Source organism: Lentzea sp. HUAS12 (assembly GCF_024125735.1).
In the GTDB taxonomy this organism is placed as follows: Bacteria; Actinomycetota; Actinomycetes; order Mycobacteriales; family Pseudonocardiaceae; genus Lentzea; species Lentzea albida.
This window is the reverse complement of sequence record NZ_CP099738.1, coordinates 3851144-3862533: the sequence shown is the minus strand read 5'-3', so window position 1 is coordinate 3862533 and position 11390 is coordinate 3851144. Positions and strand designations below refer to the sequence as shown.

Sequence of the window (11390 nt, the reverse complement as noted above, 5' to 3'; positions counted from 1 at the left end):
ACGCGTGAGGGATGGAGCAGCCCATGCTGTTGTTCGCTCGAATATCCGCGGTGGCCGCACTGGTGCTCGGCACCGTGATCGTGAGCCTCGCCCCTGCCAGCGCCGCCGGAGTCACGGCGACGTTCTCCAAGCAGTCCTGGAGCACCGGCTACACCGCGACGGTCACGATCAAGAACGAGACCAGCGCGGCGATCAGCTCCTGGAAGCTCGAGTTCGACTACCCGGCCTCGACGAGCGTCGGTGCCTACTGGGACTCGCTGCTCACCAAGAGCGGCAACCACAACACGTTCGTCAACCGGGAGTACAACGGCTCGATCGCGCCCGGCGCCAGCGTGTCGTTCGGCTTCAACGCAGCCGGCACCGCCGACCCGGCGAACTGCACGATCAACGGCGCCGCGTGCACCGGTGGCACCGGACCGACGACCAGTTCGACGACGAGCACGACGACCACGACCACCACTACGACGACGACCACCACCACGACCGGTCAGCCGCCCACGGGGCAGTTGCCGCGCAAGGTGCTCGTCGGCTACCTGCACGCGAGCTTCGCCAACGGCTCGGGCTACATCCGCATGAAGGACGTGCCGGACGAGTGGGACGTCATCAACCTGTCGTTCGCCGAGCCGACCAGTGCGACGAGCGGTGAGCTGCGGTTCACCCAGTGCCCGGTCGCGGAGTGCCCGAACGTCGAGTCCGAGGCCGAGTTCATCGCCGGCATCCGCGCCCAGCAGCAGAAGGGCAAGAAGGTCAACATCTCCATCGGCGGCCAGAACGGCCAGGTCCGGCTGGAGACGACGGCCGCGCGCGACGCGTTCGTGCGCTCGGCGTCGGCGATCATCGACAAGTACGGCCTGAACGGCCTCGACGTCGACTTCGAGGGCCACTCCCTGTCGCTCAACGCCGGGGACACCGACTTCAAGAACCCGACCACGCCCGTGGTCGTGAACCTGATCTCGGCGTTGCGTTCGCTGAAGGCCCGCTACGGAGCCGGCTTCGTGCTGACGATGGCGCCGGAGACGTTCTTCGTGCAGGTCGGCTACCAGTTCTACGGCGGCGCGGGCGGTGGCGACTCGCGCACCGGCGCGTACCTGCCGGTGATCGAGGCCATGCGCAACGACCTGACGTTGCTGCACGTGCAGGACTACAACTCCGGACCCGTGATGGGCCTGGACAACCAGTACCACAACATGGGTGGCGCGGACTTCCACGTGGCCATGACCGACATGCTGCTCGCCGGCTTCCCGGTGCGCGGTGACGCGTCGAAGTTCTTCGCACCGCTGAAGCAGGAACAGGTCGCGTTCGGCCTGCCCGCCGCGATGTACGCGGGCAACGGGTTCACGTCGGTCGCGGACGTGCAGATCGCGCTCGACTGCCTGACCAAGGGCACGCGGTGCGGCAGCTACAAGCCGCGCGGCGTCTACCCGAACCTGCGCGGGCTCATGACGTGGTCGATCAACTGGGACAAGTACAACAACTACGAGTTCTCCAAGGCGCACCGGGCCTACCTGCCGCGGTAGCCGGAGGGGCGGCACCTTCGCGGTGCCGCCCCTTGTCTTTTCAGGCCAGCGTGGACCAGAACTGCAGTTCGTACGCCTGCAGCAGGCGGCCGTAGCGCCACGCGTGCTTCGGCTGCCAGCCGCTGTCGAGCGCGGCCTGGACGGCGGCCAGTGCCTGCTCTTCCAGCTGCGGCGCGGGCGTGGCGAAGAAGTCGACGAACGCGCACGCCTCGTCGCTGAAGCCGTAGTGCTCACGCAGACCCTTGGCCATGCGCGCGCAGTAACCGCCCCACGCGGTGAAGTTCGCCAGGATCGCGAGGATCACGTCCGTCGGCTCGCCGTTGAGCGCCATCCACGCCTGGTACGCCGGGTAGGCCTGGGCACCGGGGAACGGTTCGTAGTTCTCGAAGTCCTTGGCGGACATGCCCGCCGCCTCGGCCAGCGGCCGGAGCATGGGGTGGACGAGCTCCTCGCCGCCGGCCAGCAGGGTGAAGAAGGCGCGGGCGTTCGGTTCTTCCGCCTTCGCCGCCAGTGTCAGGAATGTTCGCCAGTCCGACGAGACGATGTGGTTCTCCTCCGCGGCGAACGTGGCGATCACGGCGCGCGGGGCCTGTCCGGTTTCGATCAGCTTGACCACGAGGTTGTCGTGGTCACCGGGGTGCAGCTCCGTCCGGATGCGCGTGACCAGCTCTTTTGCGTTCATGGTCGAGATTGTTTCGCATGCGGGAAATCGTTCGCCAGAGTTGCGGGGGATCGGGGAGCATCTTCGCTCGTGGCTGAACACACCTATCGAGTACTCGTTCGCGGGCGCTTCGCCGAGTTGACCGATGAGCAGCGCGTGGCGTTGAAGGAGCGGCTGGAGGGGTTCGACTTCCTGCGGGACGCCGGGTTCAGCGAGGACGGGGCGTTGACGTACGACGAGAAGCTCGACTTCTTCAGCTACCGGGTGATCCTGACTGCGGAGGAGAAGGCCGATGAGGCCGGGTTGCGGCGGGCCTCTGCTGCGTTGGACGCGTTGGGGGTCGACTTTCGCGGGTTGAAGGCGAAGGTCACCGACATGGACGAGATGAAGGTCAACCGGCCGAAGCGGCTGGGCTGACGCCGGTCGGCCTGGTGGCCGGCGCCGGTTCCAGCGGAGTTGGTCGCCTTGTGACGGCGGGCGCGGTCGGTACCGCGTGCGTGGTCGCCTTGCGGTGGCGGACGGAGAAGCGTCCCCCGCCCCAGGCCTCCGAGGGCCGGAGCGGGGGACGTTGTCCCGCAAGCGTCAGAACGTCATCACGGGTAGTTCGCCAGGTACGCCTCGGTCGACCCGGCCGTCGCCGTGCCGCCCGAGTTGTTGATGATCCGCTGGATGGTTCCCTTGCCGCCCAACGACACGGTCACCATGCTGTGGAACTTCACGCCCGGGGTGTTCGGCACCTCGAACGCCCGGTCGGCCACCACGGACGGGTTCGCGTTCATGAACGCGTAGCTGCCCAGGCCCCACGCCTCGTGGGTCGTGACGTTGTTCGAGACCTTGTAGGCCGCGTAGCCGCGCGTCGAGCCGTTCATCCAGGCTGCCTGGTTCGGGACTTCGTACGGCATTTCGTTCTGGTAGAAGTACGTCCGGCCGCCCTGGCCGTTCCAGATGGTCTGGTACTTCTGGTAGTGCTCGACGAAGAGGCCGTACATCGTCACGTTGTCGCCGTTGACGATGAGGCCGGTGTCCGCCGTGTTGACGTCCCAGCCGACGCCGTAGGAGTGGTCTCCTCGCCAGAGCCAGAGGTGGTCGCCGATCACGTTGTGGCTGTTGACGACCAGCGAGGTGGTGGCCCTGCCCACGGCCGAGCCGCCGATGCGGACGTACACGTCGTGCAGCGACGTCGGGTTGGCCGCGTGGTTGGCGTTGCTGCCCGGCGCGCCGATTTGGGCGAGGAGCGGGGAGTTGGTCGGGGCCGCGTCGATGAGCAGGCCCGCGATCTTCACACCGTCCACATCGGCCACGTCCAGTGCCATGTTCCCGTTGGTGGGCATGACCGTGGCGAGGCCGAGGCCCATGACGACCGTGTCGGGACGCGTCACGCGGATCGGTTCCGTCACCTGGTGGATGCCCGGGGTGAGGAGCAGGTGCTTGCCCGCGGCCAGTTGCGCGTTCATCGTGGCCGCTGAGGTGCCCGGCTTCGCGATGTAGAACTGCGACAGCGGGATGTTCGTGCCCTGCTGGTTGCCGGCGGCCCAGGTGGTGCCGCTGGTGTTGGAGCGCAGCGACGGGACGAAGACGTTGTAGTTGCCCGCGTTGTCCACGTTCAGGAACGGCTTCTCGCGGACCACCGGGGTCTGCGCGACGTTCGTGTACGGGGGTTCGGGGAACGACGTCTGCGGGGCGTTGCGGGCGCCCACGAAGACCATGTTCCAGTTCTCGCCCGTCCAGGAGCCCCACTCGGTGTTGCGCGACAGCCACTGCTGCTGCGAGCCGGAGCGGACCTGGCCCGTGACCACGGAGTCCGCGAGGAAGCCTCCGCTGGACCAGCCGTTGTCGTCGAGCTGCATGTTGCCGTAGGTCTTGGTGCGGCGCATCGCGGACGCCTGCGAGACGGCCCACGTGTTCGTGCCCGACGGGGGACGGATCGCGAGGTTCTCGGCGCCGCGCCAGAAGTTGTGCGTCGCGTTGCCCTGGAACCAGTCCGCCTCGACGTGCACCTGGCCGTTGATCGTCACGCCGTCCGGCAGCAGGCCGAGGCCGAGGACCTGGGTGAAGAAGCCGATGTTGACGTCGACGTTGTAGTTGCCGGGCTTGAACATGATCGCGTACCGGCGGGCGTCGTACTGGCCCGTCTCCTGCTGCCGGAAGACGTCGTTCAGCCGCGCCTGGATGGTGGCGGCGGGCATCGACGGGTCGAAGACGAGGACGTTCGGGCCGAAGTCCGGCTGGCCCGGCTGCTGCGTGCCGCCGGTGAGGCGGAAGAGCTGTGCGTTGGTCCCGTTGCAGGTGTACTGGACCAGCTGCACGTCGCCCGTGGACGCACCGGGCACGTCGAGGCACTTGCCGCTGTGGCGGCTCACGAACCGGTAGGTGTCGGTGCCCACCTGTTCGGGGCGCCACTGCTGGTTGTTCGCGGAGAAGTTCTGCCACAGGTGGATCGCGGCGTTGTCCGCGGCGGACACGTTCGAGACGTCCCAGACCTGGCCCTCGCCGACGGTGAAGTAGCCGTCGCTCGTGGGCGTGAACTTCCAGGTCTGGCCCGAGCATCCTTGTTGGCGGAGCTGTGCGCCGTTGGCCGTTCCCAGCGACTCCACGCACTTTCCGCTGCCGACGTTCGTCACTTGATAAGCGGTTCCGGGCACCACGTCGGCCTGGGCCGCGACCGTCCACACAGGAACGATCGCCGCTGCTGCCAACGCTGCCACCAGCAGGGGGGTTCTCACGGTCACAGGGTGGGGCGGTTTGTTGCAACCGTCAACGAACCTAACTGTTTCCGGTCCCGTTCCGGTATTGACAAATGAATTTGTCAAATGAGAGCGTGCTGGGCGTGGAGCTGTCGCCGTTGCGCCTGTCGCTGCTGGAGCTGCTGAAGTCGCCCGCCTCGGCGACGCAGCTCGCGGCGGCTCTCGGCCTGCCCCGCCAGCGCGTCAACTACCACGTCCGTGCCCTGGAGCAGGCAGGACTCGTCGAGCTGGTCGAGCAGCGGCAGCGGCGCGGGTGCGTCGAACGCGTGCTGCGCGCGAAGCCCGGCCGGGAGATCGCCGCTGGCGTCCAAGATCAGTTCGCGGCCACGCACCTCGTGTCGGTCGCGGAGGACACGGCCCGCGAGGTCGAGCGGATGTCCGGTGCCGCGGCGGAGGCGGGAAAGCGCTTGCTCACGTTCACGGTGGAGGCGACGGTCCGCTTCGGCGCGCCCGGTGCCGTCCACGAGTTCACCAGCGACCTGGCCGAAGCGGTGCGGCAGATCGCGTTGAAGTACGACACCGAGTCTGGCCGCCCGTACCGGGTGGTCGCGATGGGACACCCCGGGGTGGCAGATGGGTGACGAAGGCGTCCGGATCGAGATCACCGTGGCCGCACCGGTCGACGAGGTGTGGCAGTCGTTCCGGGACAGGGAGAAGCTGCGGCACTGGCACGGCTGGGACATCCCGGAGCTCGACGCCGAGATCGACCAGATCTACTTCGAGAACGCCGAGGAGGACGGCACCACGCTCGTCGTCCAAGGCCACGACACGTTCGCGCTCACGCCCGTGCCCGAGGGGACGAAGGTCGTGCTGACCCGCGCGCCCAAGGGCACCTCACCCGAGTGGGACGACTACTACGACGACATCACCGAGGGCTGGATCACCTTCCTGCACCAGCTCAAGTTCGCCCACGAGTTCCACCCCGGCGAGAAGCGCCGCACGCTGTTCTGGCCCTCCGAGGTCGACCTCGGGGTGGACGGCGAGCCGTTCTTCGAGTCGGCGAACCAGCGCGGTGTCGTGGTCGAGGAGTTCGGTCCCGGTCTCGTGGTCACGAGCGAGAAGATGACCGTGGTGACGACCTACGGGTTCTCCGACGACGAGCTGGAGGCGCTGCGTCAGAAGGGGCCCGCCGAGCCGAAGTAGCGGGTCAGGAACTCGTTGCGGAAGACGCCTTTCGGGTCGTGCTCGCGCAGCAGGGCCCCGAAGGCGTCCCACTGCGGGTAGCGGGCCGCGAGCAGCGCCGGCGGCACGGTGAAGAGCTTGCCCCAGTGCGGCCGCGGCGCGATGGCCTCCTCCAGGCGCGGCAGCAGGTCCAGCACGGCCGGGGTGTTCGGCACCCAGGTGAAGTGGATCGCGAGGCTGTCGCGGTCGTAGGCGGGGCTGAGCCACTGCGGTTCGCCGTTGATCGTGCGGATCTCGCAGGCCTGCACCAGCGGTGAGATCACCGTCGACATCTCGGCCAGCGCGCGCAACGCCGTCACCGCGCGGGTGCGGGGCACGAAGTACTCGGTCTGCAGCTCCTCGCCCACGGACGGGGTGAACTCGGCGCGGAAGTGCGGCAGGCGCTCGTGCCACGGTCCGGGCACGCCGCCCTGCAGCGTGCAGCGGGAGGCGGGCTGACCGGGCACGGGGTGCGCGGGCTCGGACGCGGGACGGCCGGGGAAGGCGAACTCCTCGTCGCCCACGCGGTGCTTCGCCCAGATCGTCGCGCCGCCCTGCCAGTCGACGAACGCGCTCACGCTGTACGCCCCGTCGAAGATCTGCTCCAGCTTCACGAGCAACGTCGTCCAGGCGACGTCCTCGTAGACCGTCTGCGCGACCTGGAACGACGGCACCACGTCCAGCGTCACGGTCGTGACGACGCCCAGCCCGCCCATCGACACGACCGCGCCGGGGGAGGTCAGCTCGACGACCGACCCGTCCCCGCGCAGCACCTCGACGGACCGCACGGCACCCGCCAGCGACCGCTTCCCGGAGCCGTGGGTGGCCGTGGTGACCGCGCCGGCCACCGTGATGTGCGGCAGCGACGGCAGCGTGTGCAGGGCGAGCCCGGCGGCTTCGAGGCGCACGGACAGGTCCGCGAGGGTCATGCCCGCGCTGACCCGGACCGTCTGGCCGGACACCTCGAAGACCTCGGGCATCGCCGCCAGCGACACCAGCGTGCCGGTCGTGTCGGCGATCGGGCTGAACGAGTGCCCCGAGCCGACGACGTGCACGGCCGAGGAACCGCGCACGACCGCCCGCAGGTCGTCGGCGGAGGCCGGGGTGACGGCCTGGGCCGCGGTGAACGTGACGTTGCCCGCCCAGTTGGTGCTCATACGGACACGGTAAGCGCCGACGCCAGTGATCGTCGTATGGTAGTTCTCCTGACTATTGCTTCAGTGTTGACCAAAATCAGCTTGCCCGCGGTGGCAGGGTTGGTGTGCGTGGACACCGATGTGCGAAAGCTTCGACAAATGTCCGGGCTGGTCACGCCGATGGCGCTGCGCGTCGCGGTGACGTTGGGGCTGCCGGACCGCCTGCGTGAAGAGCCCGCCACCGCCCGCGAACTCGCGCCCGAGCTGGGGGTCGACCCGCTCGCCCTCGACCTGCTCCTGGCCCACCTGACGACCCTCGGCGTGACCGAACGAACAGACGCCGGCCACCGCACGACGCCGTTCGGTGCGCACCTCTGCGTGAACGCGGACAACAACCTGAACAACGCGCTGGACCAGAACTCCGCCGCCGGGCGCGCCGACCTGGCGTTCGTCGACCTGCTGCACAGCGTCCGCACCGGGGAACCGGCCTACCCGGTGCGCTACGGCCAGGGGTTCTGGGAGGACCTGACCGAGCAGCCGCGCCTGCGCGCCACGTTCGACGCGCAGATGACCGACCGCCAGCGGGACTGGGTGCCGCAGGTCGTCAGGAACTACGACTGGGCCCGGTTCGGCACTCTCGTCGACGTCGGTGGCGGGCACGGCAGCCTGCTCGCCGCGATCCTGAAGGCCAACCCCGGGATGCGCGGCCACCTGGTCGACCTGGAGGAGACGGCGGCGGGCGCGCGGGCGGTGCTCGCCCTGTACGAGCTCGGCGATCGTGTCGAGGTGACCGCGGGCAGCTTCTTCGACCCGCTGCCGGCCGGTGACGCCTGCCTGCTGTTCGACGTCCTGCACGACTGGGACGACCAGGACGCGCTGCGGATCCTGGGGCGCTGCGCGGACGCGTGCGACCGGGTGCTGGTCGTGGAATCCCTCGGCGGGAGCACGGAGTTCGACCTCGTCATGCTCGTGCACTTCGGCGGGCGGGACCGGGGGCTGCACGACTTCGAACGGCTGGCGTCGGTGCACGGACTCCGGCTGGAGTCCGTGCACCGGCTGACCGACGGCCGCAGCCTGCTGGAGTTCACTCGCTGAGCGCGGCGATCCGTTCCTGGGCCTCGGCCAGGTCGTCGGCGGTGGGAGCGTCGTCCTGGGTGAGGGTCCGCCGCCAGTAGCCGGCGAACTCGATGTCCTCCTTGGACACTCCCAGGCCGACGAAGTGCCTGCGCAGCGCGCGGACCGCGGAGGCCTCGCCGCCGAGCCACACCCACGTGGACGGCTCGATCTCGGCTTCGGTGACCACCGCGACGAGGTCCTCCCCGGCACTGCGGTGGATCCACCGCACGCCCGGGATGTCCTGTTCCTCGTGCGGGTCCGCGACCTCGACGAACACCAGCCGTCGCTGGTGGGGCGGCAGGAGTTCGAGCAGCGAGGCGATCGCGGGCAGCGCAGTCTCGTCGCCCGCGAACACCAGCAGGTCCGCGGTGCCGAGCGGGCGCGCGTAGTCGGGGGAGGGGCCGAACCTCCCGAGGACGTCGCCTTCCCTGGCGCGTGCGGCCCAGCTCGACGCGGGGCCGTTGTCGCCGTGCAGCACGAAGTCGACCGTCAGCACGCCGTCGGCCAGCGACCGGACGGTGAAGCTGCGCATCCACGACCGTTCGTCCTCGGGGATGGCCGTGTACGCCTGGTACCAGGTGCCGACGTCGGCGGCGTCCGAGACGTGCGCGGACCGGCCCGGCCTGGGGAAGAGCAGCTTGAGCTGCTGGTCCGGCCAGGTGCCGATCTCGTCGAGGCCGGGACCGGTGAACGTCACGCGGGTCATGCGCGGGGTGAGGGGTTCGACGGAGGTCACCGTCAGCAGGCTCACGACAGGTACTCCTTCAGGTGCCGGGCGGTCAGGGTGTCCGAAGTGGACACGAGGTCGCCGGGGGTGCCGGAGAAGACGACCCGGCCGCCGTCGTGGCCCGCTCCCGGACCCATGTCGACGATCCAGTCGGCGTGCGCCATCACGGCGAGGTGGTGCTCGATCACGATGACCGTGTTGCCGGCGTCGATCAGCTGGTCCAGCAGGCCGAGCAACTGGTCGACGTCGGCGAGGTGCAGGCCGGACGTGGGTTCGTCGAGCACGTAGGTGGAGGCCTTCTCCGCCATGTGGATGGCGAGCTTCAGCCGTTGCCGCTCGCCACCGGACAACGTGGTGAGCGGCTGGCCGAGCGAGAGGTACGACAGGCCGACGTCGTGCAGGCGGCTGAGCACCGCGTGGGCCTGGCCGGACGGGAAGAAGTCGCGGGCGTCGGCGACGGACATGCCGAGCACCTCGCTGATGTTCCTGCCCCGCAACGTGTAGCGCAGCACCTCGGGCGTGAAGCGCTTGCCCTCGCACTTCTCGCACACCGTGGCGACACCGGCCATCATCGCGAGGTCGGTGTAGACGAGGCCGATGCCCTTGCAGTTCTCGCAGGCGCCCTCGGAGTTCGCGCTGAACAACGCGGCTTTCACGCCGTTGGCCTTGGCGAACGCGGTGCGGATCGAGTCGAGCAGGCCGGTGTAGGTGGCGGGGTTGGACCGGCGCGAGCCGCGGATCGGCGACTGGTCGACCGTCACGACGTCATTGCGGCCGCGCAACGAGCCGTGGACCAGCGACGACTTGCCGGAGCCCGCGACGCCGGTGACGACGGTCAGCACGCCGAGCGGCAGGTCGACCGAGACGTCCTTGAGGTTGTTCGTGCGGGCACCGCTGATCGGCAGGAAGCCGGTGGGGGAGCGGAACTCCGGCCGCAGCTTGGCCCGGTGGTCGAGGTGGCGGCCGGTCAGCGTGCCGGACGCGCGCAGGCCCGCCACGTCACCGGAGTAGCAGAGGTGCCCGCCGTGCACGCCCGCGCCGGGGCCGAGGTCGACGACGTGGTCGGCGATCTCGATGGTCTCCGGCTTGTGCTCGACGACGAGGACGGTGTTGCCCTTGTCCCGCAGGCGGAGCAGGAGGTCGTTCATCCGCTGGATGTCGTGCGGGTGCAGACCGACGGTCGGTTCGTCGAACACGTAGGTGATGTCGGTGAGCGAGGAACCCAGGTGCCGCACCATCTTCACGCGCTGCGACTCGCCGCCGGACAGCGTGGCGGACTCGCGGTCGAGCGACAGGTAGCCGAGACCGATCTCCACCAGCGAGTCCAGCGTGCCCCGCAGCGTCGCCAGCAGCGGTGCGACGGACGGGTCGTCGATCGAGTGCACGAACCGCGCGAGGTCGCTGATCTGCATGGCGCAGCAGTCGGCGATGTTCACGCCGCGGATCCTGGAGGCGAGCGCGGCCTGGTTGATGCGGGCGCCCTCGCACTCCCCGCAGGTGGTGAACGTGACGGCGCGGTCCACGAACGCGCGGACGTGCGGCTGCATCGACTCGCGGTCCTTGGAGAGGACCGTGCGCTGCAGCTTGGTGATCAGGCCGTCGTAGGTGATGTTGCTGCCGCCGATGGTGAGTTTCGTCGTCGGCTTGTGGAGGAAGTCGTGCAGTTGCTCGTCGGTGAACGTGCTGATCGGCTGGTCGGCGGGGTAGAGGCCCGAGTTCGCGAGGACCTGCCAGTACCAGCTGCCGACGGCGTAGTTCGGGGCGTCGATCGCGCCGTCGTTCAACGACTTCGACCTGTCGACGATGGCGTCCACGTCGATGGTCGTGACCTTGCCCAGGCCCTCGCAGGCCGGGCACATGCCCTCGGGCAGGTTGAAGCTGAACGCGCCGGACGTGCCGACGTGCGGCTCGCCCAAGCGGCTGAACACGATCCGCAGCATCGTGTGCGCGTCGGTGGCGGTGCCGACGGTGGAGCGCGAGTTCGCGCCCATGCGCTCCTGGTCGACGATGATCGCCGCGCTCAGGTTGTGCAGCGCGTCCACGTCCGGGCGGCCGATCGACGGCATGAACGACTGCAGGAACGCGGTGTAGGTCTCGTTGATCATGCGCTGGGACTCGGCCGCGATCGTGCCGAAGACCAGCGAGGACTTGCCGGAGCCGGACACGCCGGTGAAGACGGTCAGGCGGCGCTTGGGGACGTCGAGCGACACGTCCGCGAGGTTGTTCTCCCTCGCCCCGCGGACCTGGATCCAGTCATGGCTGTCAGCGACAGCGTTCACGCTGCTTCCCCCACTGAGTTGATTTCAGTACTGATTCTTTATGCCGTAA

10 protein-coding genes are annotated in these 11390 nt (G+C 68.9%); 5 read left to right on the top strand and 5 right to left on the bottom strand.

What is annotated here, in order from left to right:
- Window positions 1–23 precede the first annotated feature (23 nt).
- Window positions 24–1517 carry a chitinase gene (locus tag ND450_RS16825; RefSeq protein WP_253327059.1) on the top strand — a complete coding sequence of 498 codons (1494 nt, stop codon included), beginning with the start codon at window positions 24–26 and terminating at the stop codon, window positions 1515–1517.
- A 40-nt stretch (window positions 1518–1557) separates the two neighbouring features.
- Here the strand turns inward: ND450_RS16825 and ND450_RS16820 are convergent, their stop codons facing one another.
- Window positions 1558–2199, bottom strand: coding sequence for a transcriptional regulator (locus ND450_RS16820; RefSeq protein ID WP_253327058.1), 642 nt, complete (start codon window positions 2197–2199; stop codon window positions 1558–1560).
- Window positions 2200–2268: 69 nt separating this feature from the next.
- Here ND450_RS16820 and ND450_RS16815 point away from each other — a divergent pair, with 69 nt between their 5' ends.
- A complete protein-coding gene (locus tag ND450_RS16815) occupies window positions 2269–2595 on the top strand; it encodes a DUF6204 family protein (RefSeq protein ID WP_253327057.1) in 327 nt (108 codons plus the stop codon).
- A gap of 176 nt (window positions 2596–2771) precedes the next feature.
- Here the strand turns inward: ND450_RS16815 and ND450_RS16810 are convergent, their stop codons facing one another.
- Complete coding sequence (locus ND450_RS16810) at window positions 2772–4901, bottom strand: RICIN domain-containing protein (RefSeq protein WP_253327056.1); 2130 nt, start codon at window positions 4899–4901, stop codon at window positions 2772–2774.
- A gap of 95 nt (window positions 4902–4996) precedes the next feature.
- Here ND450_RS16810 and ND450_RS16805 point away from each other — a divergent pair, with 95 nt between their 5' ends.
- Together ND450_RS16805 and ND450_RS16800 are read left to right on the top strand one after the other, a co-directional pair.
- On the top strand, window positions 4997–5503 hold the full coding sequence (locus tag ND450_RS16805; RefSeq protein WP_253327055.1) for a winged helix-turn-helix domain-containing protein: 507 nt from the start codon (window positions 4997–4999) through the stop codon (window positions 5501–5503).
- Window positions 5496–6065 carry an SRPBCC domain-containing protein gene (locus tag ND450_RS16800; RefSeq protein WP_253327054.1) on the top strand — a complete coding sequence of 190 codons (570 nt, stop codon included), beginning with the start codon at window positions 5496–5498 and terminating at the stop codon, window positions 6063–6065. The genes ND450_RS16805 and ND450_RS16800 overlap by 8 nt, the downstream gene beginning before the upstream one ends.
- Here ND450_RS16800 and ND450_RS16795 read toward each other — a convergent pair.
- Window positions 6038–7240, bottom strand: a complete 1203-nt coding sequence (locus tag ND450_RS16795; RefSeq protein ID WP_089911894.1) for a D-arabinono-1,4-lactone oxidase — start codon at window positions 7238–7240, stop codon at window positions 6038–6040. The two genes, ND450_RS16800 and ND450_RS16795, sit on opposite strands and share 28 nt — an antisense overlap.
- Before the next feature lie 138 nt (window positions 7241–7378).
- Here ND450_RS16795 and ND450_RS16790 point away from each other — a divergent pair, with 138 nt between their 5' ends.
- On the top strand, window positions 7379–8314 hold the full coding sequence (locus tag ND450_RS16790) for a methyltransferase (protein ID WP_253327053.1): 936 nt from the start codon (window positions 7379–7381) through the stop codon (window positions 8312–8314).
- Here ND450_RS16790 and ND450_RS16785 read toward each other — a convergent pair.
- Together ND450_RS16785 and ND450_RS16780 are read right to left on the bottom strand one after the other, a co-directional pair.
- Window positions 8304–9086 carry a siderophore-interacting protein gene (locus tag ND450_RS16785; protein ID WP_253327052.1) on the bottom strand — a complete coding sequence of 261 codons (783 nt, stop codon included), beginning with the start codon at window positions 9084–9086 and terminating at the stop codon, window positions 8304–8306. The genes ND450_RS16790 and ND450_RS16785 overlap by 11 nt on opposite strands.
- A complete protein-coding gene (locus ND450_RS16780; RefSeq protein WP_253327051.1) occupies window positions 9083–11341 on the bottom strand; it encodes an excinuclease ABC subunit UvrA in 2259 nt (752 codons plus the stop codon). Before ND450_RS16780 ends, ND450_RS16785 begins: the two co-directional genes overlap by 4 nt.
- Window positions 11342–11390 lie beyond the last annotated feature (49 nt).